This window comes from Lentzea sp. NPDC051838 (genome assembly GCF_040681245.1).
Classification (GTDB): domain Bacteria; phylum Actinomycetota; class Actinomycetes; order Mycobacteriales; family Pseudonocardiaceae; genus Lentzea.
In genome coordinates this window covers 71,787-93,060 of the sequence record NZ_JBFAYI010000028.1, presented here as the reverse complement: position 1 = coordinate 93,060, position 21,274 = coordinate 71,787, and the positions used below count along the sequence as shown (strand labels likewise).

The following is a 21,274-nucleotide window of genomic DNA, read 5'->3' as shown; positions in this document are numbered from 1 at the left end:
GCATCCGAACTTAGGAGCGGCCGAGCTCTTCCTCGAAGATCTGGTCCATCTGCTTGTTGGCCCGCGACAGGGCCTTGACCGCGCCCACCACCACAACGAACCCGGCGGCCACCGCGGCAGCGACCCAGGCGGACGTGAGCAGGTAGACGATCGCGAGTGCCTGAAGCACCACAATGGACTTGGCCGCAATGACGATCCACGACCTATGGACAGGTTTGGCGGCGGCGGAGTCCATCATCTACATCTCCCGACTTTTTCAACGAGTGCCGAACCACTGCGTTCGTCGTTTGGATCAAGACGCCCGTTACGGAACGTGAGTTGAACCGTCAACCTTCACTCGTAAGGGTTAACGCTACGTGCGCGTTCCGTATAGTTTGGTGCGGAACGGTGGCGCTCCGTCATATCAACACGGTGACCTCTAGGGCCGCTCGTGTCGAGCCAGACCACACGATCGGGTGGTATTAACGACCGGCAGTGACCTTTCGCGTGAAGGCCGCAGCCATTCGACCCTGTCCGAATTCAGCCGACCCGCACCCAGGGCGCGTGCGGGTCCGGCGTGGTGGGGCTGGCGGCTGGAGTTGGCCTCGCGTCGGATGCGGAAGCGGCTCGTTCGAGGTCCCTCGCCGGGGAGATCTGGACCTGGACGATCTTCACGGCGGTCGCGGCCGGGTTGCCCGGCGGACTTGTCGACTGCATCGCGCGGCATTCAGGCTGATTGAAAACAAAAAATGGGGCCGATTCCAAAACAGATTGGAATCGGCCCCATTTTCAATCGGGGTGACAGGATTTGAACCTGCGACCTCTTCGTCCCGAACGAAGCGCGCTACCAAGCTGCGCCACACCCCGGCTGGGAACGAGTAGAACTCTACATCATGTCCGCCCCAGCTCCGAATCGGACCCCCTCATTTCGGCCCTGACCTGGCGTAACGGGCCGCGGCACCAGGGTCAGCAGGGAAGCCTCGGGAGGGCAGCAGAAGCGCACTGGCGCGTACGGCGAAGTGCCCATGCCGGCGGAGACGTTCATCCACATGTGCGAGCCCCAACGTGAGACTCCGCGCGCGCGGCCGCGGTCCAGTTCGCAGTTGGTCACGAGAGCGCCGTAGAAAGGCACGCGCAGTTGGCCGCCGTGGGTGTGGCCGGCCATCACGAAGTCGTAGCCGTCGGCGGCGAACGGGTCGAGCACGCGCGGTTCGGGGGAGTGTGTGACGCCGAGACGAAGGGCGGCAGAGGCGTCCGGGGCACCGGCGATGTCGGCGTAGCGGTCGCGCTTCAGGTGCGGGTCGTCGAGGCCTGCGGCGAAGATCGTCTGGCCACCGACCTCGATCGAGCGGCGCACGTGGGTCAGGTCCAGCCAGCCGCGCTCGATCATGCCCGCGCGGAGGTCGCGCCACGGCAGCGTCACGCCGTGGATGCGCTTGGTCTTGGCGGACGGCAGCAGGTAGCGCACCGGGTTCTTCAGGCGCGGGGCGTAGTAGTCGTTGCTGCCGAAGACGAACACGCCCGGCTTGTCGAGCAACGGGCCGAGGGCTCGCAGCACGCCCGGTACGGCGTCCTTGTGCGCGAGGTTGTCGCCCGTGTTGACCACGAAGTCCGGGTTCAGGTCGGCCAGGGAGGCGACCCAGCGCTGCTTCGACACCTGGTTCGGCGTCATGTGCAGGTCTGAGATGTGCAGCACACGGATCGGGCGCGCGCCGGGCGACAGGACCGGCACCGTCGCTGTGCGCAGCGTCCAGTGCCTTCTCTCGATTCCCGCCGCGTACGCGATGGTCGCGGCGCCTACAGCGGTCGTGGCGAGGAGGGCTCGGCCGAGCTTGTTCACGTGTCAAGGGTACGGAAGGCGGTTAACTCGATCGGCGCGGCATCCTGCGGGCGGTACCGTTCTGCGCCATGGCGGAGTTGAAGACGCGGCTGCAGAACGACCTGACTGTGGCGATGAAGGCCCGGGAGACGGTCACGGCTGGTGCGCTGCGGATGGCGCTCACGGCTGTCACGAACGAGGAGGTCTCGGGCAAGCAGGCCCGTGAGCTCACCGACGACGAGGTCGTGAAGGTCCTCACGCGCGAGGCGAAGAAGCGCAAGGAGGCCGCGGAGGCCTTCGACGGTGCCGGCCGGGCCGAGAAGGCCGAGCTGGAGCGCCAGGAGCTCGCCGTGCTGGAGACCTACCTGCCCGCCCAGCTCGACGACGCCGAGCTGGCGTCCATTGTGGACAAGGCGTACGAGGCCGTCGCCGCGCAGCTCGGCGAGGCGCCGGGCCAGAAGCAGATGGGCCAGGTCATGAAGGCCGTCAACGCCGAGGTCGCGGGGCGTGCCGAGGGTGGTCGTGTCGCCGCCGCGGTGAAGTCCAAGCTCGCGAACTAGCACGAACTGCCGCAGCGGACCCACGTCCGCTGCGGCACCCGCGGCTAGACCACCGCGTCGGCGAACTCGCCCATCGAGCCGAACTCGAGCGAGTAGCCCACCTCGCCGGACGGCTGCGGCGTCGCGCCCCAGCCCGGCTTGTCCCGCCGGCGGTTGATCCACACGGACGGCAGTCCCTCGCGACGTGCCGGAACGTGGTCGTGGAACAGGCTCTGCGCCACGTGCAGCAGCCCGGAACGTTCCACGCCGAGCTCTTCCAGCTTCGCGTCCAACGCCCGGAAGTGGGCCGGAGCAGGCTTGTACGCGCCGACGTCCTCGGCGGTGATGATCGCCGCGAAGTCTCCGCGCAGCCGCAGGTTGCTGCCCGCGAACCCGGCGCGGTGCACATTGGACAGAATGATCAACTGGTAGCGGGATGCCAAGCGCGCCAACGCATCCGCCGAGTCGGGGAACGCGGGCCAGTCCGGCACGGACGCACCCAGCCGGGACGCCCACTCCGAGCTGACTGAGCGCCCCAGCGCGGCACCTGTCCGCCGGAACGCCTCGGCCAGCACCTCCGGGTACAGCCGGAACGGCGCCGATGCCTCCACCTCCGCCTCATGAGTGCTGTACGCGAGCAGCAGCTCCTCGTCGGTCAGTGAGAGCCCCTCCGAACGCGCCCAAGGCGAGAGAACCGCGGCGAGCCCGCTCTCCCAGTCGATGAGCGTGCCGTAGCAGTCGAAGCTGAGTGCCTTGAACTGAGTGAGGTCCATGCCGACAAACTGTAGTACAGTTCAACTGTAGAGCAAGCGAGTTAGACTCGACACATGTCAGCCCTCGACGGCCTCGAAGTCCGGCGCACCACCACGGCTCAGCAGCTCGCCGACGGCCTCTCCGAACGGATCATGGCCGGCGCTTTCGGCCCTGGTGACAGGCTCAGGGAGAGCGCGATCGCGGCCGAGCTGGGGGTCGCGCGCAACACCATCCGCGAGGCCGTCCGGATCCTGGAGCTGACCGGCCTCGTGCGCTACGAGGTCAACCGCGGCGCCGTCGTCATCGCCCCGACACCGGAGACCGTCGAGGCCCTCTACACCGCCCGCGAACGCCTCGAAACGGCCGCAGCGGCCCGCGAACCACGTCCAGAACAGCTCGAAGCGATCACCAAAGCGTTCACAGACCTGGAGACAGCCGCGCACACCGGCGACACGAGCCAGATCGTCGACAGGGACCTGGTCTTCCACCAGAAGATCGTCGCGCTGCTCGACAGCTCACGGCTCGACGAGTTCTTCGCCGCGATGACAAAGGAGCTGCGCTTCTACCTCACCGTGCTCACCAGGGAGGAGAAGCCGGAGGAGGTCATCGCCGAGCACCGCGTCATCCTCGACGCGATCGAGCTCGGCGACCGCGACAGGGCGGTCGCCGAGATCCGAAAGCACATCGACGCCAGCGTGCAGCGCCTCAAAGCCATGCTCTAACGAGGAACCGGGTCGGTCGGCAACGTGATCGGCGGCGGCTCGTTCGGGTTGCCGGGGTTGCGAGGCGGCTCGTTGGGGTTGCTGTTCGGCGGCTCGGTCGCCACCGGCGGCGGCACGTACCCCGAGCTCACCGACAACGTGATGATCGTGCCGCGCAACGCGTTGCCGCGCGGCGTCTGGCTCACCACGGTGCCCTTCGGCTGCTCCGAGTTCACCGTCTGCTGGCTCACCTTGTAGCCGGCCCGCTCCAGGATCCCGGTCGCGTCGTTGATCTGGCGCCCCACGACGTCCGGAACCTGGATCTCCCTGCCGCCCTTGAGGTAGCGCGGCTCTACCGGGGCCAGGTTCGAGGCCGGGATCGACCCGTGCACCTTCGTCATCGTGTCGAACCACGTCTTCGCCGGGATCGTGCCGCCGAAGATGTTGCCGCCACCGCACAACCGCGGCTGACCCGCGCCGGCCAGGCAGATCGGGCGCGGTGCCGTGCCGTCGTTGTACACCTGCACGGCGCCCGCGAAGTCCGGGGTCGCGCCGATGAACGCCGCCGACTTGTACTCCTCGGTGGTGCCCGTCTTGGCGATCATCGGGCGGGTCCACTTGGCGGCACGGGCGGCGGCCGCGGCGGTGCCGTTGCCCTGGTCGTCCTTGCTCATGCCGGCGGCGAGACCGTTCGCGAGGCCCTCGGCGACGACCTGCTCGCACGGCGCCTCGTTCACCGGCACCGCCTTCTGGTTGCGGTCCAGCACCTTGGCGATCGGCGTCGGCGGGCACCACTTGCCACCGCTCACGATGGTCGCGGCCACGTTCGCGAGCTCCAGAGTGGACACCGGCGCGGGCGACAGCGTGAACGACGCGTTGCCGCCGCCCTGCTTGTAGAACTCGGTCTGCGAGATGCGGTTCTGCTTGTCCTTGGCCTTCGGGTCAGGCCTGGTGCCCTGCAGGTTCGTCGCCATCGTCTCGCGCATGCCGAGCCGCGAGGCCATGTCGACGACCGCGTCCATGCCGGTCTGCTCCTCCAGGATCACGAAGCCGGTGTTCGGCGAGGTCGCGAGTGCCTGCTGCAGCGTCATCGACGACGGGTAGCTGCCGTCGAAGTTCGACAGGCAGTACCAGCGGGTGCCGGGCTCACCGGTGCTCGGGCAGCGCTGCGCACCACCCTTGAAGACCTTGGAGACGTGGTGGGTCGGCGTCGGGATGACGTTGTCGATGCCAAGACCCTTCTCCAGCGCCGCGGCGGCCGTGAAGACCTTGTAGACCGATCCGGCGCCGAACTTGTTCTCCACGCCGCTGGGCAGGTCGAACGTCGTCTGGTTCTGGTCGGCCTTCAGGCCGTAGTCGCGGTTCGCGACCAGCGCCAGCACCTCGTGGCGTTCCTTGCCGGGCTTCACGACGGCCATCGTGTTCGCGATGCCGTCGTTGTTCTTGGCCACGCCCGCCTCGGCCGCGGCCTTCGCCGTCGAGGTGACGCTTCTGTCCAAAGTGGTCTGAATGGTGTAGCCGCCGGTGCGCAGCTGTTCCTCGCTGAAACCCGCGCGCTGCAAGTAGTTCACGACGTACGAGCAGAAGAAACCGTTTTCCGGACCGGCACCGACACAACCGTTCGGTGGCGTGCGGACGGGGTTCTGCAGACCCAGTCCTTCCTTCTTCGCGGCTTCACCGGCATCGCGCGAGAGCTTGTCGTTCTCGACCATCCTGTCGATCACTTTGTTGCGCCGCTCCAGCGCTTTGTCCGGATACGCTTCGGGGTCGAGCGCTGACGGACTGTTCACCATTCCGGCGAGCATCGCGGCTTGAGGAACGTTCAACTTGTCGGGCGTCGTGCCGAAGTAAGCCTGCGCCGCCGCCGCGATGCCGTAAATCGTCGAGCCGAATGGAACGACGTTCAGGTACCGGGCGAGGATCTCCTCCTTGCCGAGCTTTCGCTCCAGCTGCAAGGAGATCCGGGCCTCGCGCATCTTGCGCGCGATGGTCTGCTCCTGCGCCTTGGCCTGCTCCAGCTTGTTGTTCCGCGCGACGACGTGAACCAGGTAGTTCTTCACGTACTGCTGCGTCAGTGTGGAGGCACCCTGCGACACGGAGCCGCTGACCTGGTTCGTCAGGCCGGCCCGGATGGTGCCCTTCCAGTCCACGCCCTGGTGCTCGTAGAACCGGCGGTCCTCCACCGAGATCAGCGCCGCCTTCATGGTCGGCGAGATCTTCTCGGGCGGTGTCAGGACTCTGTACTGGTCGAACAGGTAGGCGATCGGTACGCCGTCCTTGTCGGTGACCGTGGTGATCAACGGGGGATCCGTGGTCACGAGGTCGGCGGAGATGCTGTCCACGGTGTCGCTGGCGCGGTTCGACACGAGGCCTGTCGCACCCACCACCGGGAACAGCATGCCGGCGAGGAGAACCCCAGCCAGCAGGCACAGGCCGAGCATCTTGAGCACGCCATTCCTGACTCGCACGCGGGTCAGCGTACGCCGTACACGAACGGGTGAAGGTGATCAGTAAGGGTCGTTACTCAGCATGAGTAGAGATACGCAAGACAGGTAACAACTCGGTGGCCCAGGGTTGGACGTGGAACCGAACGGCACTACAGTCCGTCAACGTCCAAGGAATGCAGCCGTAGCTCGAACGCTACGGCATCCGTGGCAGGGGTGTGGCGGATTTCCACATTTGGACAGCACTGAGGAGTGGGGGATATGAACCAGGGGGATTGGCGTATCAACGCTTCGTGCCGAGATGAGGAGCCGGATCAGCTCTTCGTCCGAGGTGCGGAGCAGCGCAAGGCGAAGCTCGTGTGCCTGGGTTGCCCAGTTCGCATGGAATGCCTGGCCGAAGCGCTGGACAACAAGATCGAGTTCGGGGTCTGGGGAGGCATGACCGAGCGCGAACGCCGTGCTCTGCTGCGCCGCCGTCCGGACGTCGACTCGTGGTTCGAGCTGCTCGACAACGCACGTCAAGAGCACCTCGAAGACACCAGGGTGGGCTAAAGCTCACTCCCCGGCCAGGCGCCGACCTATCTCTCGGAGGCCGTCCAGGTCGTGCACGTCCGCGGGCAACGCGGGCACGCCGACCAGCGCCACACCGGGGTGAGCACGTGTGAACCGGGCCAGCAGTCGCCTTTCCCGATCGGCGACTGCTACCCGGTCCGCATGCAGCCTGAGCACTGCCGATGCCAGCGGCGCGTCACCGGAGCGGTCGAGCTCGTCCGCCGCGGCGACGGCGTTGGCCGCGGACAGGTCCGTCGCGATGACGGGATGCGTCCTGTTCGCGACGAGCCCGCACAACGGCATGTTCTCGGCGCTGAGCCGTTCAACGAAATAGCTCGCTTCGCGCAATGCGTCCGGTTCCGCCGCCGCCACCACGACAAATCCGGTGCCCGGTGAGCGGAGCAGCTCGTACGTGCGCTGAGCGCGTTCGCGGAATCCTCCGAACATGCTGTCGAACGCCTGAACGAAAGTTGACGCGTCCTGCAACAGCTGGCCGCCGACGATCGTCGACACGGCACGTGTGAAAAGGCTGAAACCGGTTCCGACGATCTTGAGCAGGCCGCGTCCGGAAGCGCGCGCGGGTGCCGAGAGCATGCGGATGAACTTGCCGTCGAGCACTGTCGAGAGTCGCTGCGGCGCGTCCAGGAAGTCGAGCGCCGACCGCGACGGCGGGGTGTCGACGATGATCAGGTCCCACTCGTCCTGCGCCACCAGCTGGCCCAGCTTCTCCATCGCCATGTACTCCTGCGTGCCGGAGAACGACGAGGAAATGGTCTGGTAGAAGGGGTTCGACAGGATCTGGTCGGCCCGGTCGCGGCCCGCGTGGGTCAGCACCATGTCGTCGAACGTGCGACGCATGTCCAGCATCATCGCGAACAGCTCGCCCTTGGGCTCGAAGCCCTCGACGACGACCTCGCGCGGATGGTTGTCGAGTTCGCGCAGGCCCAGAGACTGCGCGAGCCGCCGGGCCGGGTCGATGGTCAGCACGACGACGCGCCGGCCGCGTTCAGCCGCCCGCAACGCCAGTGCCGCCGCCGTCGTCGTCTTGCCGACGCCACCGGAACCGCAGCAGACCAGGACTCGGGTCGCCGGGTCGTCCAGCAGCGGGTCGAAGTCGAGCCTCTCGGTCACCGCACACCCGCCGCGACCAGCACCTCGGCCAGCTCGTACAGCGCGGCCACGTCCACCCCGTCCGTCAGCTCCGGCAGCTCCAGGGTCGGCAGGTCGGACTCCTGGAGCAGCTCCATGGCTTCCTGTTGCGACTGCACCCGGATGGCGTGCTCCACGGTCTCGTCGACCAAACCTTCGAGCGTGAACTCGTCGAGCTCCAGTCCTGCCGTCTTCAGCCCGGCGAGCACGCGGGACGAGTCGACTCGACCCTCGGCGGCGACCGGGACGGAACGGGCGGGCAGCCGTGCCGGGTGGACCCGGTTGACCAGCACCGCGCCCGGCCGCAGATCCGCCGCGTCCAGCTCGGCGACCGCGTCCAGGGTCTCGCGCACCGGCATCTCCTCCAGCAGCGCCACCAGGTGCACCGCCGTGTCGCCGGAGTGCAGCAGCCGCACCACGCCCTCGCTCTGCCCCTTGATCGGCCCGACCTTCGCGAGGTCGGCCATGGCCTTCGTGACGTCCAGGAACTTGACCACGCGCCCGGTCGGCGGCGCGTCCAGCACCACGGCGTCGTAGAGGTGGCGGCCGTCCTTGCCGGTGCGGTTGACGCACTCCTTGACCTTGCCGGTCAGCAGGACGTCCCGGAGTCCGGGGGCGAGCGTGGTGGCGAACTCGATGGCGCCCATCTTGCGCAGCGTCCGTCCGGCGAAACCGAGGTTGTAGAACATCGCCAGGTATTCCAGCAGCGCGGCCTCGGCGTCGATCGCGAGCGCGTGGATCTCACCGCCGCCAGGAGCGGACGCGATCCGTTCCTCGGAGTACGGCAGCGGGGCGCGGTCGAAGAGCTGGGCGATGCCCTGACGGCCCTCGACCTCGATCAACAGCACCCGGCGGCCACCGGTGGCGAGCGCCAGGGCGAGCGCGGCGGCGACAGTGGTCTTCCCCGTGCCGCCCTTGCCGGAGACCACGTGCAGGCGGGCTCGGGTCAGCTCCTCGGTCCACGACGTCACACGTCCAGACTAGGTGTGAAATCGCCCGAAGGTGGACTGGTCGGTCAATCCATCATGGTGAGGAAGAAGACGGCCATCGCGGTTGCGGCGACCAGCGCCCACGCCACGACCGACGGCAGCCACAGCGCGATGCTGAGCGTGATCACCGCCACGATCACGAGCCCGATCAGCCCTGCTTTGACGACGTCCGAGTGGTGGCTGTGCTTGCGATCACGCACCTGCGCCATGGCGACGAGCACCATCACCAGCCCGCCCACCCCGAACAGGCTGGTGGCGATGATCCGCCACGTCTCCATGTGATCAAGGTAGCCCGAAGTGCGAGAACCGCGCAGGCGTCGTTCGGGTGGCAAGTTAGGCTCCGCGCATGACGAAGTGGGAGTACGCGACCGTGCCGTTGTTGATCCACGCCACGAAGCAGATCCTCGACCAGTGGGGCGAGGACGGCTGGGAGCTGGTCACCGTGCTGACGAACCCGACCGGTGAGCAGCACGTCGCGTACCTGAAGAGGGCGAAGGCATGAGCACCTGGAGCACCCGCCTGAAGGAGCTCGGCATCGAGCTGCCCGGCGTCGCCGCCCCGCTCGCCGCCTACGTTCCCGCCACGCAGAGCGGGTCCTGGGTCTTCACGTCCGGCCAGCTGCCGTTCGTCGACGGCAAGCTGCCCGCCACCGGCAAGGTCGGCGCCGAGGTCTCCCCGGAGGAGGCCAAGGAGTACTCCGCGACCTGCATCCTCAACGCTCTCGCGGCGGTCCACGCGCTCGTGGGGATTGACTCGATCAAGCGTGTCGTGAAAGTTGTCGGTTTCGTAGCCTCCGCCGAGGGCTTCACGGGACAGCCGGGTGTCATCAACGGCGCCTCGGAGCTGCTCGGGGAGATCTTCGGTGACGCGGGCAAGCACGCCCGGTCGGCTGTGGGGGTGGCCGAGCTGCCGATCGGCGCCCCGGTGGAGATCGAACTGATCGTCGAGGTGTGACATGTCGGACACGTGCCACGAACTGCTGCTGCGACTCGCCGGACGCCTTCCGGACGACCTGCTGTGGCGGTACCGGGACTGGGCGGCTTCGGACGCGTATGCGGTGCTAGCGCGGTCGTTGCCGCGCACTCTGCTGCACGGACGCATCCCTCTGACTGATCATGAACTGCGCCTTTTGCAGGACGCGCTGGTCCCCTACGGGGCGGAACCCGGTGCTGTCAGTTCGGTCAAAGGGCTGGACGAACTGCCACCCACCGACTACACCTTTTCCCCGGAATCACCTGATCGGGTGCCGATGGGGGATTCCGCGACCGTCGTGCTCGGTGCCACGCTGCGAGGCCGCCACGGGGTCGGTGAGGTTCGCTCCTGCTGGCGCATCGGTCCCTCCGGGATCAACCGCGTCCTGCTGGTAGCCGCCACCACCGGCCACGCCCGGCTGACCGGCGAGCTGCAGCGCGTGCTGCGGGCGTTGGGCGAGCACGACCCGTGTGTCGAGGTCGTGCCGTCCGGTCTGGATCTTCCGCCCTACCACCGGGCGGCGTTGGCGGCATCGGAGCTGGTGTGCGCCGGCGCCGAGTCCGAGGAGCACCTGGTGCTCAGCTAAGGAGAGTTGACGTGACGAACGACGGTGTCGGTCTGCCGGTCCGTCTCCACGATCTCCTGCTGTCGATGGCCGGGCGTGTCGACGACGACGCCCTGTCGCAGGCACGAGAGTTCCTCGCGGTAGGCGAGCTCGACCGGGCGGTCGAGCTGCTCGTCGGCACTCTGCTCGCGGGCAGCATCCCGGTGCTGCCGGACGAGAGAGCAGCCATCACGTGGGCGTTGCACGAGGTGCGTTCCGACGCGTCTCTGACCGACCGCCTGCCGGTGGTCGAGGTGCTGCCGTTCCTGCGTCACCGGTTCACCGCCGAGCACGACCCGGCGGCGGATCTGGCGGGCGTGCTGACCCGAGCGGTCTCGGTGCTGCCGGACGTCCGCTCGGTGCGCTGCGTCTGGCGTTCCTCGCCGGCCGGTTCGACGCCGGGACCGTTGCCGCAGCGCATGGTTCTGGTGGACATCGGTCCGCAGGGCTTCGCGCCCGCGACGGCGTACCGGGTCGACGCGGTGCTGCGCAAGGCCGGCATCCGGGCCGCGGTCGAGGTGTTGACGGTCGGCACGCAGCTCAGCGACTACCACGCCTCCGCGGTGACGGCGTCGCGTCCGGTGTCGATCTCAGGCGCCCCGCTCTCACCGCCGCCGACGCCGGCGGCCGTGTCGCAGTCGCACGAACAGCCCACCTGGTTCGACCAGTCTGAAGACGTTTCCGCTCCGGCACCGGTGGCCGAGCCGACACCGGTGCCGGAGCCAGTAGTGGAAGAGACCGGCTCACGTCGTATGCGCACACCCTCCCTGGAGGGCTCGCAGCCGTTCCCGCCCAAGCCCGTGAAGCGGATCTCGATGGCACCGGCAGAGCCGGAGATCGAGGCCCTGCCGGAGCCGATGCCCATCAACCGGGCCGAGGTGACCACGGAGCTGAAGCCGGACGAGCTGGCGGCCCTGCAGGCCGCTCTGGCCGAGTCGGAGCCGGCCGAGCCGTCGTCCGTCGACGCGAACCTGAGCGAGCGGGAACGGGCCCTGCTGCAGCAGCTGCACGAGGAGCTGGCGCAGCGGGAGCAGACCGGTGCCAAGACGACCGACTCCGGTCGCTGGCAGATCGACCGGTCGTCGGCGCGTCAGTCGGCGTTCGGGACGTCCAACAACGGACACCAGTCTCAGTAGCCGGTGCGCAGGTACTCCAGCTGGGCCCGCACGGACCACTCCGCGGCGGGCCACAGCACTTTGTCGACGTCCGCGTAGACGATCTCGACGACCTGGCGCGGGGTCGGTTCGCCACCTAGTTCGACGACGGCCTTGCGGACCTGTTCCAGCCGTTGGGTGCGGTGGGCCAGGTACATCCGCGCCGCCTCACCGGCGTCCGCGAGCTCGGGGCCGTGGCCGGGCAGAACCGCCGTGTGCTCGGGGAGCTCGGCCAGGAGCTTGAGCGACTCGAAGTAGTCGCCCAGCTTGCCGTCCGGGTGGGCGACGATCGTGGTGCCGCGGCCCAGCACCGTGTCGCCGGTCAGCACCGCCTCGCCGTCGATCACGAAGCAGAGCGAGTCGCTGGTGTGGCCCGGCGTGCCGAGGACCCTCAGCTCCAGGCCGGCGCTGGTGATCACGTCGCCGTCGCGGAGTCCTTCCGAGCCGTAGGTGAACGTCGGGTCGAGCGCGCGCACCGGGGCTTTCACCAGTTCGGCGAACTCCCTGGCGCCCTCGGAGTGGTCCGGGTGGCCGTGGGTCAGCAGGATCTCGGCGATCGGGCCTGTCTCGGCGATCCGCTTCAGATGGGCGTGATCGAGCGGGCCGGGGTCTATGACGACGTAGCTGGTCGCGTCCGGGGCCTTGAGCAGCCACGTGTTGGTGCCGTCGAGCGTCATGGGGCTCGGGTTGTCGGCCAGCAGCACGGCGGCGTGTTCGGTCACCTGACGAAGCTCGCCGTACCTCGGGTGCGCGGCACGGGCGCCGATCAGCGGGGAGCCGCTCACTGGAACACCACCCGGATCTGGTCGCCGTCGCGGATCAGCTTGGGGATGATCTTCTCGACGCTGCGCTGTTCGGCCATGACCTTCTCGACCGTGTTCAGCGCGCCGACCTCGTCGAGCGTGCGCCAGGTGGGCGGCATCAGCATGCGACGGCCGTCCTGGGCGTCCTGGATCGCCTCCGCGGGCGTCTGCCAGGTCGCGTCGGAGGCTTCGGTGGTCTCGCCGTCGGCGCGCTGGCCTTCGGGGAGTGCGGCGACGAAGAACCTCGTGTCGTAGCGGCGCGGTTCCTCCAGCGGGGTCACCCAGTTCGCCCACGGGCGCAGGAGATCAGCGCGCAGCACCAGGTTGTTGGCGGCCAGGAACTGGGCGAGCGAGATTTCCCGGTCCACCAGCTGCTGCCGGGCCTGGTGGAAGGTCGAGGTGTCGGCGACGACCGACTCGCTGTCGGGTCCCGCGAGCAGGACGCCCGACTCCTCGAACGTCTCCCGAACCGCCGCGCACACGAACGCGCGGGCCGTGGGGGCGTCCACGCCGAAGACCTCGCCCCACCACTCCGGCGGCGGTCCGGCCCAGGCGACGGACGTGTCGGCGTCGCGCTGATCCACGCCACCACCGGGGAAGACGGTCATGCCGCCCGCGAACGCCATGCCCTTCACGCGGCGCAGCAGGAAGGCTTCCAGGCCGTCCTCGGTGTCCCTGAGCAGCACCACGGTGACGGCGTCGCGGGGCTCGGCGGGTTGAGCCACCGGATTCGCGGGTACCAGGTTTCCCGGCAAGGTCATGTCGTCGGGCATCCTCCGAGCGTACGACCGTGCTTACCCGAGGATGGTGTGATGGCGACGAACGTCTCCGGCTGCCTGGTGAAGATCCTGCTGTTCCTGCTCGGCGCGATCCTGGGCACCGGGATGACCGCGGTGGCGGGCGTGGTCATGTTCGTGCCGGACCGCACGACCGTGATCAGCGTCGATCCGACCTCGACCGCACCCGGCGTGTACGTCAAGAAGGTCTCGCGGCTCGTCGGCGGCACCTACTACGAGATCTGGCTCGGCCCGGCGCCGGACCGCGGCCACGTCGTGACGGTGCCGAATGGCTGGGAACACGACCCGGACCGCGAGGTCTCGTCCGGCGGCATGAGGCTGAAGTTCGACAACGGGGGCGAGATCTTCGTCCCCAAGGCCAGTTACTCCTGAGGCAGGATGTGCGAGTGGACGAACAGCTGCGCGTAGGACTTGTCGGTGCGGGCCCGTGGGCCGAGATGATCCACGCTCCGGGCATCGCGAACCACCCCGGCACCACCCTGACCGGGGTGTGGGCCCGCCGTCCGGAGGCAGCGGCTTCCCTGGCCGGTTCCTACGGCGCCGAACCCTTCGCGGACTACGCGTCGATGCTGTCCACTGTGGACGCTGTGGCGTTCTGCGTGCCGCCGGACGTCCAGGGCCCGATGGCGATCGAGGCGGCTCGCGCGGGCAAGCACCTCGTGCTGGAGAAGCCGATCGCGTCGTCGGTCTCAGTGGCCGCGGAGCTCGTCGCTGCTGTGGAGGAGGCGGGGGTCGCGTCGCTCGTCGTCCTGACCCGCCGCTACGCCCCGGAGACCAAGGAGATGCTGGCCCAGCTGCACCGCACGGGCGGCTGGACAGGAGCCGACAGCCGCTGGCTCGCGGGCGCCCTGCTGGACGGCCCGTTCTCGAACTCCCCGTGGCGCCACGAGAAGGGCGCTCTCGACGACGTTGGCCCGCACGCGTTCGACCTGCTCGACGCCGCTCTCGGCGAGATCACCGACGTGATCGCCGCCCATGTGTCCGCCACCGGTCTGTGGCAGCTGATCCTGCAGCACGCGGGTGGCGCCACCAGCACGGTGTCCTTGTGCCTGTCTTTGCCGATGCAACCGCCCTTCGCGGATTTCACCGTCTTCGGAACCAACGGGCACCGAACGCTGTCCAACCGTGACACCCCTGCTTTGGACTGCTTCACCAACCTGCTCGACGACTTCGTGGCCATGGTGCACAGCGGCACCACGACCCACGAGTGCGACGTGCGCCGCGGCCTGCACCTGCAACGGATCATCGATCTCGCCAGGCGCAAGGCCGGGGCGTGAAGTTCACGATCGACCCGGAGACGCTGCGGGAGATCCCGGACTCCTACGAGGCCTGGACTCAGATCGGCGTCGCAGCGCGCATGCTCGGCGAACTTTCGCTCGCCGAGCGCGCCCTGCTCAACGCTCTCGACCTCCGCCCGTCCACGGCGGCGCGGCTGCGGCTGGCGCACGTGTTCCAGTGGCAGGGCCGGCTCGCCGAAGCCCACGAGCTGTTCGCCGCGTGCCTGGCGACGGGCGAGATGCCTGACTTCGTGCACCAGCACTGGGGCAAGTGCTACTTCGACGAGGGCAGGTACGCGGAGGCTCGCGAACACTTCCGGCGCGCCCTGGAACTGCGCGAAGGCGGTGATCCCGCGTTGGTCGAGTCGACGCGGGTCGCGCTCACCGCGGCCGAGGCCCGCTGTTCGTGAAGTACCTGCCGAGCCCGGCGGAGAACGCGACCACGTCGCCCGTCGGCGCTCCGGACCACTCCTCGTCCCACGGCAACGCTTCCGGTGTCCCCTGATGCCGCGCGAACACGTGCTGGTGGAAGTGGGCCACCGCCCGTCCCACGATCGCCGAGAACACGAACTCGAGATCCAGCTCGGCCCGCAACCCCGCGGCTGCCGACCTCGCCGCGCGGCCCACCGCCTCGGCCTCTTCCACCGTCAGCTCGTCCAAGTACGGCACGTGTCGTCGCGTCTCCACGAACAGGTACCCCAGCACGTCACCTGGCCGATGTGAGACGACGACAAGATCGTCCTCGAACACCACTGGTCCGACCAGCGGTCCCACCCCTCGGTGCTTGGCGCAGACCAGGCACCCTTCCGTCACCCGCTGAGACGGCATGCTTGCGCTCCGTTCTCGCCTCCGAAATTGTCAGACCCGCTCGCTAGCGTCCCAGCCATGGACCTCACCGCCACGACAGCCGACCTGGCCGGGGCCGCCGCCGAGGTGGCACGGCTGCTCCCCACCCGCGTGCTCGACCCGGTGCTCGCGGGGTTGCGCATCAAGGCGGCCACGCAGGTGGAGATCGCGGGCAGCGACCAGGAGCACGGCGTCCGGCTGACCGTGAACGCGACAGTCCACACCGAAGGCGAGGTGCTCGTGCCCGCGAAGCCGCTGGCGGCGACGCTCCAAGCCCTCGACGACCCGCAGGTGGGGCTGAAGGTCGAAGGTCAGCGGCTGGCGATCCGCACGCCGAGCTCGCGGTTCGCGATCCCGTTGCTCGACCTGGCCAACCACCCCGGCATCCCGGAGCTGCCGCCGCGCAAAGGCCACGTCGACGCCGACCACCTGCGGATCATCGCGGCGGTGGCGGGCGCGGCCTCGAAGGACGACGCGTTACCGATCTTCACCGGCATCCGGATCCAGTCGGACGCCGAGAAGCTGCACGTGATGGCCACTGATCGCTACCGCATGGCCTACGCCACTCTGCCGTGGGAACAAGAAGGTCAACTCGACCTGTTGGTACCAGCGAAGCCGATCACCGAGGCGGCCCGTCAGGCCACCGGCGGGGTCGCGCTGCACGCCGACGCCGACCGCATCGGCCTCACCTGGCACGGCAACGAAATCTCCACCGCACTACTGGCCGCTCCGTTCCCGGACGACCGGGCGCGCCGACTCCTGGAGGCAGTCATCGACAGCACGGTGCTCGTGGACGCGGACGCGTTGGCTCGCGCCGTCCGCAGAGCCACGCCCTACGGCGGTCCGCACCAGGCGGTCACCCTGCAGGTCGAGGACAGCGAGATCAGGGTCAAGGGAAGCGACCCGCAGCAGGGCGAGTCGGAGGAGTTCGTCAAGGCCACGGTCGAGGGCGACCACCTGACCAAGACGTTCCAGGCCCGCTACCTCGCGGACGCGCTGAAGGCGTTCGCAGGCCGCCGGATCGAGCTGAAGATCCAGGACGGCCTGCGTTCCACCGTGCTCACGTCGACACCGGGCGAAGACGGCGTCGAACTGACGTACCTGGTGGTGCCGATGCGTTCCGTGGCCTAGCGAGCGGCCAGGTCCATCTCGGAACGCGCCGGCAGCGGCTCCTCCGACCGGGGCACGCCACGGCGAACCGTGCCGCGCAGCAGCCAGACAGCCGCGGCGATCAGCAGCCCCGCCACACCGGAGGCGACGAACGCCGGCCGCGTGCCGAAGTGCTCGATCAGCTGGCCGGACAGGCCCTGGCCGATGGCGAGGCCGACGGTCACCGAGGTGATCACCCAGCCGAACGCCTCCGCGGCCATGCCGTTGGGCGTGACCTGCTCGATCGCGGCGGAGTGGGCGGTCGACTGAGGCGTGATCAGCGTGCCGACCACGAACAGCGCCAACCCGAGGCCCAGCAGCGACGCGGGGATCGCCAGCAGCAGCGACAGCAACCCGAACCCGCCCAGCAGCACCGGCAGGCGCAGGTGCATCGGGCGCGGCCACGGGCGCATCCCGTAGAGCACGCCGAAGATCACCGAGCTGATCGACCACAGCGACAGCATCAGGCCACCCATCGAGGCGTGACCCGCGGCCTTCGCGAACGCCGGCACGGCCACCTCGACGAAACCGATCGTCACGCCGAAGCCCAGCGCGGCCAGTGCGACGGTCCGCATGCCGGGGTAGGCGAACGCACCGAGCAACGGACGAGGCGTGGACGCGACCGGGCCCCAGGCGCGCACGACGGGGTTCGTCGCGAACCACAGCGCACCGAAGACCATCATCACGGCCCCGGCGACGACACCGGTGCCCGCCCACGGCGCCGCCAGCAGCAGACCGGCGAGACCCGGTCCGAGGATGAAGAAGACCTCCATGCTGATCGACTCGTAGGCGTAGGCCGCCATCCGCGTCGCGCCGGACGGCAGCATCCGCTCCCACAGCGCCCGCGACGCCGAGCCCACCATCGGCTCGGAAGCGCCGACGCCGAGGGCCAGCGGGACCAGCACGAACACGGAGGCACCGGCCTCGACCGCGATCACGGAGACGGTGACGAATAGTGCGAACAGGCCCGTCACAAAAATCAACGGCCGGGTCGGGCCGAAGCGGTCCATCAGCCGGCCCTGGACGACCGAGCCGAGCGCCACGCCCACCAGCGCCGCCGCCGAGACCATGCCGGCAACCGCGAACGACCCCGTCGCGCGCTCCACGTAGAGCAGCAGCGAGAGCCCGACCATGGCGATCGGGAGGCGGGCGAGCAGAGACGCGACCACGGGGCCGCGCATGCCGGGGGTCGTCAGAGCAGCACGGTAGTCGGAGAGACGAGCGGAGTGGGACATGCGTACCAGTATGCCAAATCTGGTACGGAAGTACCAGGTCGGGTGCCGAGAGTCACCATGGTTGCGATTGGGTCACAGGAATGGGATGACCGGGTGAAACATGCAACGAATCGGCCACGCCGGGGGTCCTTGAGGGTGAAAGGGCTTGAGCGGTCGGGGTGGAGACGTGCGAAAGTTGACTCATCCACCGAGACCAACCTCTGGCTTGAGGGTCGGGGCCTGCGCGCCAGAGGGATGGAAGGCACGGTTCGTCGGGGGATGGGCCGTGCAACACAAAGGACCGGTGCGCCACGTCGGGGGTGGCGCCCGGTCCTTTGTGTTTCTGAAAACCTAGCGAGCCCGGCGAGCCAGTCGCTCCGGGTCCAGGATCAGCACGCTCTTGCCTTCGAGCCGCAGCCAGCCGCGGTGCGCGAAGTCGGCCAGAGCCTTGTTCACGGTCTCGCGGGACGCGCCGACGAACTGGGCGATCTCCTCCTGCGTCAGGTCGTGCGTGACGCGGAGCAGACCGGCCTCCTGCGAGCCGAAGCGCTGCGCCAGCTGCAGCAACGCCTTGGCCACGCGGCCGGGCACGTCCGTGAAGATCAGGTCGGCCAGCATCGAGTTCGTCCGGCGCAGCCTGCGGGCAAGTGCCCTCAAAAGCTGCTCGGCGATCTCCGGCCGGTTGGTGATCCACTGACGGAGCGCGGGGCGGTCCATGGACACCGCGCGCACCTCGGTCACCGTCGTCGCAGTCGACGTGCGGGGGCCGGGATCGAAAATGGACAGTTCACCGAACATGTCGGAGGGTCCGAAGATCCCCAACAGGTTCTCGCGGCCGTCCGGCGACTTGCGGCCGATCTTCACCTTGCCGGACTGGATGATGTACAGGCGGTCGCCCGGCTCACCCTCCGCGAAGATCACGTGGCCACGCGGGAACTCCACCGTCTCCAGGGTCTGAGCCAGTGCCTCTGCGGCAGCCGGGTCAACCCCCTGGAAGATGCCCGCTCGCGCCAGGGTCTCGTCCACCTCGTCCCTCCTAATCGACGCGACGGCACGCCTACCACCATCTTTGGTGGAGTCAGCGCCGTGCCGCCGATCACTGCGTTGCAGTCTAAGGGCTGTGTTGTGGATCGCCGCTCGGCTCGCCGTCTTACTAGGAACAACCCGACTGACTCGATCCAGAGCCCAACGAATCAGTCTACGCCATTCGGATGACGGTCAGCACGCGGCCCGTCAGCGGACGCGCTTGCGGGCCGAGCCACGGCCGCGGCGACGCAGGCGGAAGAGCTCGAGGGCGCGACCGATGCCGTGTCCGTAGAGCGCCTTGACCTCTTCAGGCCTGGCGGACTCCAGGAACTCCTCGACCTCGTTCTCCTGCACAGCGCCGTGCCGGAGCTTCGCTTCGACCCGCTCCATGAAGAGCGCGAAGAACATGATCACGATCGGGACGACGATCACAAACCAGGCAGTCATGATGCTCCGCAGTGTGGCGCATGAGGGATTCGAGTACGCGTCTAGGGGGTCGTGTCGGCGTGTTGACTACGCTGAATCAGTGCCCGCAACCAAGAAGCCGGAAACCAAACTCGGTCTGACCCGCAGGGCCCGCCGGATGGTGCGCGTGCTCGCCGAGGGATACCCCGACGCGCACTGCGAGCTGGACTTCACCACGCCACTCGAGCTGATCGTGGCCGTGGTGCTGTCCGCCCAGTGCACCGACAAGAAGGTCAACGAGGTCACTCCCGCGCTCTTCGCGAAGTACCCGACGGCCGCCGACTACGCCGGCGCCGACAGGGTCGAACTCGAAGAGATGATCCGCCCGACCGGTTTCTACCGGAACAAGGCAACGTCTCTGCTAGGTCTCGGTGCTGCTCTTGTGGAGCAGTACGACGGTGTGGTTCCCGGCACTCTCGAGGAGCTGGTGAAGCTCCCAGGTGTAGGACGCAAGACGGCCAACGTGGTTCTCGGCAACGCGTTCGATGTGCCCGGCATCACAGTCGACACCCATTTCGGGCGCCTCGTCCGCCGCTGGGGCTGGACGGAGCTCGAGGACGCGGTCAAGGTCGAGCACGCCATCGGCGAGCTCATCGAGAAGCGCGACTGGACGATGGCCTCGCACTGGATCATCTTCCACGGCCGCCGCGTCTGCCACGCCAAAACCCCAGCTTGCGGCGCCTGCCTGCTGATGAAGGACTGCCCGTCGTACGGCCTCGGCCCGGAGGACCCGGACAAAGCGGCCAAGCTCGTGAAGGGCGACGAGAAGCCACACCTGCTCGAGCTCGCCGACCGAGTGCGGTCCGGTGAGAAGCTGGTGGGGTGAACAACCGCACGCGCTGGCTCGTCCTCGTGCTCGTCCTGGGCGTGGCAGGTGTCGTGGCGCTGTGGCCGCGTGACAAGTCACCGCAGCCGCCGCCCACGTCGTCCCGCCCTGCCCAGGACGTCGACGCGTTGCGCGCGCAGGCTCAGCTGCGAGCGTGCCAACCCACGGCAGAGGGCGGCGTCGACGTCACGTGCCTCGGCGACGGAACCCGGACGGCCCTCGCGCTGAAGGGGCCGCTCCTGATCAACTTCTGGGCGACCTGGTGCCAGCCGTGCCAGGAGGAGCTGCCCGTGCTCGATTCGTACGCGAAGCAACCAGGTGCGGTCCCGGTCGTCCCAGTTCTTGTGGACAGCAGGGAAGCAGACGGCCTGGAGCTGCTCGCGCGGCTCGGCGTGCGGCTGCCCTCGGTCTACGACGGTGCCGACGAGTTGCGCAAGCGCGTCAAGGCGCCGATAACGCTTCCCGCTACGTATTACGTAGCAGCGGACGGCTCGGTGCGGCTGATCACGGATCCGCCGTACTTCAAGGCGGCCGAGCAGGTGGAGAAGGCGGTTCGATGACGGAGGCAGCAGAGCCACCCGACTGGATGCAGCGCCTGGCCAAGGCCACCGAGGACATCGACGCGCAGGTGTTCATGCGGGTGCCGCGGGCGCCGTCCGACGGTGTGCGCAAGGCGTCCGTGCTGATGTTGTTCGGCGAGGACGAGAACCACGGGCCGGACCTGTTGCTGCTGCGCCGTTCGGACACGCTGGGCTCGCATCCGGGCCAGGTCGCGTTCCCCGGTGGAGCCGCCGACCCGACCGACGACGGGCCTCTCGCCACGGCATTACGCGAGGCTTACGAGGAGACAGGTGTACTGGCGGAAGGAGTGAGACCGCTCGCCCTGCTGCCGGAGCTGTACGTGCCGGTGTCCGGGTTCGTGGTCACACCCGTGCTCGCCTACTGGGAACAGCCGAGCCCCGTCGCACCTGTCGACCCGGCGGAGACCGCCGCCGTCGCGCGGGTGCCGGTCGCGCACCTCGCCGATCCTGCGAACCGGTTCCGGGTGCGTCACCCTGCGGGTTACGTCGGAGCGGCCTTCTCCGCGCCGGGCATGCTGGTGTGGGGCTTCACCGCGGGGTTGATCAACGGCCTGATCGCACTCGGCGGCTGGGAACAGCCGTGGGATGCGACCGATGTGCGTGACCTTGAACTAGCGTTGCGCGCTACACAGTGA

At 68.4% G+C, this 21,274-nt stretch carries 28 protein-coding genes and 1 tRNA gene; 14 read left to right on the top strand and 15 right to left on the bottom strand.

The window, feature by feature from the left end; genetic code table 11:
- Window positions 1-10: 10 nt before the first annotated feature.
- From AB0M24_RS38030 to AB0M24_RS38015, 4 genes are all read right to left on the bottom strand, one after another.
- Window positions 11-238 (bottom strand): hypothetical protein, encoded by a 228-nt coding sequence (locus AB0M24_RS38030; RefSeq protein WP_363778328.1) that lies wholly within the window; start codon window positions 236-238, stop codon window positions 11-13.
- Window positions 239-519: 281 nt separating this feature from the next.
- A complete protein-coding gene (locus AB0M24_RS38025) occupies window positions 520-696 on the bottom strand; it encodes a hypothetical protein (RefSeq protein WP_363778327.1) in 177 nt (58 codons plus the stop codon).
- 76 nt (window positions 697-772) lie between these two features.
- Window positions 773-846 (bottom strand) — tRNA-Pro (locus AB0M24_RS38020).
- 19 nt (window positions 847-865) lie between these two features.
- Window positions 866-1,819 carry a metallophosphoesterase gene (locus AB0M24_RS38015; protein WP_363778326.1) on the bottom strand — a complete coding sequence of 318 codons (954 nt, stop codon included), beginning with the start codon at window positions 1,817-1,819 and terminating at the stop codon, window positions 866-868.
- 68 nt (window positions 1,820-1,887) lie between these two features.
- On the opposite strand from AB0M24_RS38015, the gene AB0M24_RS38010 reads away from it, so the two are divergent.
- Entirely contained in the window at window positions 1,888-2,358 is a 471-nt protein-coding gene (locus tag AB0M24_RS38010; RefSeq protein ID WP_363778325.1) for a GatB/YqeY domain-containing protein, read from the top strand.
- Window positions 2,359-2,402: 44 nt separating this feature from the next.
- On the opposite strand, the gene AB0M24_RS38005 is transcribed toward AB0M24_RS38010, so the two are convergent.
- Complete coding sequence (locus tag AB0M24_RS38005; protein WP_363778324.1) at window positions 2,403-3,110, bottom strand: haloacid dehalogenase type II; 708 nt, start codon at window positions 3,108-3,110, stop codon at window positions 2,403-2,405.
- Window positions 3,111-3,164: 54 nt separating this feature from the next.
- On the opposite strand from AB0M24_RS38005, the gene AB0M24_RS38000 reads away from it, so the two are divergent.
- On the top strand, window positions 3,165-3,812 hold the full coding sequence (locus tag AB0M24_RS38000; protein ID WP_363778323.1) for a GntR family transcriptional regulator: 648 nt from the start codon (window positions 3,165-3,167) through the stop codon (window positions 3,810-3,812).
- Here AB0M24_RS38000 and AB0M24_RS37995 read toward each other — a convergent pair.
- The gene (locus tag AB0M24_RS37995; RefSeq protein ID WP_363778322.1) at window positions 3,809-6,259 is read right to left on the bottom strand and encodes a penicillin-binding protein; all 2,451 of its coding nucleotides are present in this window, start codon (window positions 6,257-6,259) and stop codon (window positions 3,809-3,811) included. The two genes, AB0M24_RS38000 and AB0M24_RS37995, sit on opposite strands and share 4 nt — an antisense overlap.
- Before the next feature lie 237 nt (window positions 6,260-6,496).
- On the opposite strand from AB0M24_RS37995, the gene AB0M24_RS37990 reads away from it, so the two are divergent.
- The gene (locus tag AB0M24_RS37990) at window positions 6,497-6,787 is read left to right on the top strand and encodes a WhiB family transcriptional regulator (RefSeq protein WP_045311615.1); all 291 of its coding nucleotides are present in this window, start codon (window positions 6,497-6,499) and stop codon (window positions 6,785-6,787) included.
- Between the two features lie 3 nt (window positions 6,788-6,790).
- Here AB0M24_RS37990 and AB0M24_RS37985 read toward each other — a convergent pair whose 3' ends face one another.
- Genes AB0M24_RS37985 through AB0M24_RS37975 form a run of 3 tightly spaced genes read right to left on the bottom strand, consistent with a single transcriptional unit; the run spans window position 6,791 to window position 9,203 of the window.
- Window positions 6,791-7,918 (bottom strand): ArsA-related P-loop ATPase, encoded by a 1,128-nt coding sequence (locus AB0M24_RS37985; RefSeq protein ID WP_363778321.1) that lies wholly within the window; start codon window positions 7,916-7,918, stop codon window positions 6,791-6,793.
- A complete protein-coding gene (locus AB0M24_RS37980) occupies window positions 7,915-8,907 on the bottom strand; it encodes an ArsA-related P-loop ATPase (RefSeq protein ID WP_363778320.1) in 993 nt (330 codons plus the stop codon). Before AB0M24_RS37980 ends, AB0M24_RS37985 begins: the two co-directional genes overlap by 4 nt.
- Before the next feature lie 44 nt (window positions 8,908-8,951).
- Window positions 8,952-9,203 carry a hypothetical protein gene (locus AB0M24_RS37975; protein WP_363778319.1) on the bottom strand — a complete coding sequence of 84 codons (252 nt, stop codon included), beginning with the start codon at window positions 9,201-9,203 and terminating at the stop codon, window positions 8,952-8,954.
- A gap of 68 nt (window positions 9,204-9,271) precedes the next feature.
- Here AB0M24_RS37975 and AB0M24_RS37970 point away from each other — a divergent pair, with 68 nt between their 5' ends.
- From AB0M24_RS37970 to AB0M24_RS37955, 4 genes are read left to right on the top strand one after another with little or no spacing between them, the layout of a single operon-like run.
- Entirely contained in the window at window positions 9,272-9,427 is a 156-nt protein-coding gene (locus AB0M24_RS37970; RefSeq protein WP_156213051.1) for a DUF4177 domain-containing protein, read from the top strand.
- Entirely contained in the window at window positions 9,424-9,879 is a 456-nt protein-coding gene (locus AB0M24_RS37965; protein WP_363778318.1) for a RidA family protein, read from the top strand. The genes AB0M24_RS37970 and AB0M24_RS37965 overlap by 4 nt, the downstream gene beginning before the upstream one ends.
- Window position 9,880: 1 nt before the next feature.
- Window positions 9,881-10,483 (top strand): hypothetical protein, encoded by a 603-nt coding sequence (locus tag AB0M24_RS37960; protein ID WP_045311610.1) that lies wholly within the window; start codon window positions 9,881-9,883, stop codon window positions 10,481-10,483.
- A gap of 11 nt (window positions 10,484-10,494) precedes the next feature.
- Window positions 10,495-11,637 carry a hypothetical protein gene (locus tag AB0M24_RS37955; RefSeq protein ID WP_363778317.1) on the top strand — a complete coding sequence of 381 codons (1,143 nt, stop codon included), beginning with the start codon at window positions 10,495-10,497 and terminating at the stop codon, window positions 11,635-11,637.
- Here the strand turns inward: AB0M24_RS37955 and AB0M24_RS37950 are convergent.
- Together AB0M24_RS37950 and AB0M24_RS37945 are read right to left on the bottom strand one after the other, a co-directional pair.
- Window positions 11,631-12,440 (bottom strand): MBL fold metallo-hydrolase, encoded by an 810-nt coding sequence (locus AB0M24_RS37950; RefSeq protein WP_363778316.1) that lies wholly within the window; start codon window positions 12,438-12,440, stop codon window positions 11,631-11,633. The two genes, AB0M24_RS37955 and AB0M24_RS37950, sit on opposite strands and share 7 nt — an antisense overlap.
- A complete protein-coding gene (locus tag AB0M24_RS37945; protein ID WP_363778315.1) occupies window positions 12,437-13,231 on the bottom strand; it encodes an NUDIX hydrolase in 795 nt (264 codons plus the stop codon). The genes AB0M24_RS37950 and AB0M24_RS37945 overlap by 4 nt, the downstream gene beginning before the upstream one ends.
- Window positions 13,232-13,270: 39 nt before the next feature.
- Here AB0M24_RS37945 and AB0M24_RS37940 point away from each other — a divergent pair, with 39 nt between their 5' ends.
- Genes AB0M24_RS37940 through AB0M24_RS37930 form a run of 3 tightly spaced genes read left to right on the top strand, consistent with a single transcriptional unit; the run spans window position 13,271 to window position 14,942 of the window.
- Window positions 13,271-13,627, top strand: coding sequence for a hypothetical protein (locus AB0M24_RS37940; RefSeq protein WP_363778314.1), 357 nt, complete (start codon window positions 13,271-13,273; stop codon window positions 13,625-13,627).
- A 14-nt stretch (window positions 13,628-13,641) separates the two neighbouring features.
- Window positions 13,642-14,532, top strand: a complete 891-nt coding sequence (locus tag AB0M24_RS37935; protein ID WP_363778313.1) for a Gfo/Idh/MocA family oxidoreductase — start codon at window positions 13,642-13,644, stop codon at window positions 14,530-14,532.
- Window positions 14,529-14,942, top strand: a complete 414-nt coding sequence (locus AB0M24_RS37930; RefSeq protein ID WP_363778312.1) for a tetratricopeptide repeat protein — start codon at window positions 14,529-14,531, stop codon at window positions 14,940-14,942. The genes AB0M24_RS37935 and AB0M24_RS37930 overlap by 4 nt, the downstream gene beginning before the upstream one ends.
- Here the strand turns inward: AB0M24_RS37930 and AB0M24_RS37925 are convergent.
- Entirely contained in the window at window positions 14,914-15,360 is a 447-nt protein-coding gene (locus AB0M24_RS37925) for an HIT domain-containing protein (RefSeq protein WP_363778311.1), read from the bottom strand. The two genes, AB0M24_RS37930 and AB0M24_RS37925, sit on opposite strands and share 29 nt — an antisense overlap.
- 57 nt (window positions 15,361-15,417) lie before the next feature.
- Between AB0M24_RS37925 and dnaN the strand changes: the two genes are divergently transcribed.
- Complete coding sequence (gene dnaN, locus AB0M24_RS37920; protein WP_363778310.1) at window positions 15,418-16,509, top strand: DNA polymerase III subunit beta; 1,092 nt, start codon at window positions 15,418-15,420, stop codon at window positions 16,507-16,509.
- Here the strand turns inward: dnaN and AB0M24_RS37915 are convergent.
- The 3 genes from AB0M24_RS37915 to AB0M24_RS37905 all read right to left on the bottom strand — a co-directional run bounded on the left by AB0M24_RS37915 (window position 16,506) and on the right by AB0M24_RS37905 (window position 19,214).
- Window positions 16,506-17,762 (bottom strand): MFS transporter, encoded by a 1,257-nt coding sequence (locus AB0M24_RS37915; protein WP_363778309.1) that lies wholly within the window; start codon window positions 17,760-17,762, stop codon window positions 16,506-16,508. The two genes, dnaN and AB0M24_RS37915, sit on opposite strands and share 4 nt — an antisense overlap.
- Window positions 17,763-18,092: 330 nt before the next feature.
- Window positions 18,093-18,767 carry a Crp/Fnr family transcriptional regulator gene (locus tag AB0M24_RS37910; RefSeq protein ID WP_030469453.1) on the bottom strand — a complete coding sequence of 225 codons (675 nt, stop codon included), beginning with the start codon at window positions 18,765-18,767 and terminating at the stop codon, window positions 18,093-18,095.
- A 207-nt stretch (window positions 18,768-18,974) separates the two neighbouring features.
- Window positions 18,975-19,214, bottom strand: a complete 240-nt coding sequence (locus AB0M24_RS37905) for a hypothetical protein (protein WP_363778308.1) — start codon at window positions 19,212-19,214, stop codon at window positions 18,975-18,977.
- Between the two features lie 136 nt (window positions 19,215-19,350).
- On the opposite strand from AB0M24_RS37905, the gene nth reads away from it, so the two are divergent.
- The 3 genes from nth to AB0M24_RS37890 are packed head-to-tail and all read left to right on the top strand — an operon-like array spanning window position 19,351 to window position 21,274.
- Window positions 19,351-20,058, top strand: a complete 708-nt coding sequence (gene nth, locus AB0M24_RS37900; RefSeq protein ID WP_363778350.1) for an endonuclease III — start codon at window positions 19,351-19,353, stop codon at window positions 20,056-20,058.
- Window positions 20,055-20,618: a TlpA disulfide reductase family protein gene (locus AB0M24_RS37895; protein WP_363778307.1), complete on the top strand. Its 564-nt coding sequence runs from the start codon at window positions 20,055-20,057 to the stop codon at window positions 20,616-20,618. Before nth ends, AB0M24_RS37895 begins: the two co-directional genes overlap by 4 nt.
- Window positions 20,615-21,274: a CoA pyrophosphatase gene (locus AB0M24_RS37890; protein WP_363778306.1), complete on the top strand. Its 660-nt coding sequence runs from the start codon at window positions 20,615-20,617 to the stop codon at window positions 21,272-21,274. The genes AB0M24_RS37895 and AB0M24_RS37890 overlap by 4 nt, the downstream gene beginning before the upstream one ends.

Bases quoted from the DNA above. Each gene is read 5' to 3' on its own strand.
- AB0M24_RS37925 (WP_363778311.1), bottom strand. From the start codon at position 15,360: ATGCCGTCTCAGCGGGTGACGGAAGGGTGCCTGGTCTGCGCCAAGCAC.
- AB0M24_RS37975 (WP_363778319.1), bottom strand. From the start codon at position 9,203: ATGGAGACGTGGCGGATCATCGCCACCAGCCTGTTCGGGGTGGGCGGG.
- AB0M24_RS37945 (WP_363778315.1), bottom strand. From the start codon at position 13,231: ATGCCCGACGACATGACCTTGCCGGGAAACCTGGTACCCGCGAATCCG.
- AB0M24_RS38005 (WP_363778324.1), bottom strand. From the start codon at position 3,110: ATGGACCTCACTCAGTTCAAGGCACTCAGCTTCGACTGCTACGGCACG.
- dnaN (WP_363778310.1), top strand. From the start codon at position 15,418: ATGGACCTCACCGCCACGACAGCCGACCTGGCCGGGGCCGCCGCCGAG.
- AB0M24_RS37965 (WP_363778318.1), top strand. From the start codon at position 9,424: ATGAGCACCTGGAGCACCCGCCTGAAGGAGCTCGGCATCGAGCTGCCC.
- AB0M24_RS37940 (WP_363778314.1), top strand. From the start codon at position 13,271: ATGGCGACGAACGTCTCCGGCTGCCTGGTGAAGATCCTGCTGTTCCTG.
- AB0M24_RS37905 (WP_363778308.1), bottom strand. From the start codon at position 19,214: ATGACTGCCTGGTTTGTGATCGTCGTCCCGATCGTGATCATGTTCTTC.
- nth (WP_363778350.1), top strand. From the start codon at position 19,351: ATGGTGCGCGTGCTCGCCGAGGGATACCCCGACGCGCACTGCGAGCTG.
- AB0M24_RS38025 (WP_363778327.1), bottom strand. From the start codon at position 696: ATGCAGTCGACAAGTCCGCCGGGCAACCCGGCCGCGACCGCCGTGAAG.
- AB0M24_RS37890 (WP_363778306.1), top strand. From the start codon at position 20,615: ATGACGGAGGCAGCAGAGCCACCCGACTGGATGCAGCGCCTGGCCAAG.
- AB0M24_RS37990 (WP_045311615.1), top strand. From the start codon at position 6,497: ATGAACCAGGGGGATTGGCGTATCAACGCTTCGTGCCGAGATGAGGAG.
- AB0M24_RS38030 (WP_363778328.1), bottom strand. From the start codon at position 238: ATGATGGACTCCGCCGCCGCCAAACCTGTCCATAGGTCGTGGATCGTC.
- AB0M24_RS37915 (WP_363778309.1), bottom strand. From the start codon at position 17,762: ATGTCCCACTCCGCTCGTCTCTCCGACTACCGTGCTGCTCTGACGACC.
- AB0M24_RS38000 (WP_363778323.1), top strand. From the start codon at position 3,165: ATGTCAGCCCTCGACGGCCTCGAAGTCCGGCGCACCACCACGGCTCAG.
- AB0M24_RS37960 (WP_045311610.1), top strand. From the start codon at position 9,881: ATGTCGGACACGTGCCACGAACTGCTGCTGCGACTCGCCGGACGCCTT.
- AB0M24_RS38010 (WP_363778325.1), top strand. From the start codon at position 1,888: ATGGCGGAGTTGAAGACGCGGCTGCAGAACGACCTGACTGTGGCGATG.
- AB0M24_RS37970 (WP_156213051.1), top strand. From the start codon at position 9,272: ATGACGAAGTGGGAGTACGCGACCGTGCCGTTGTTGATCCACGCCACG.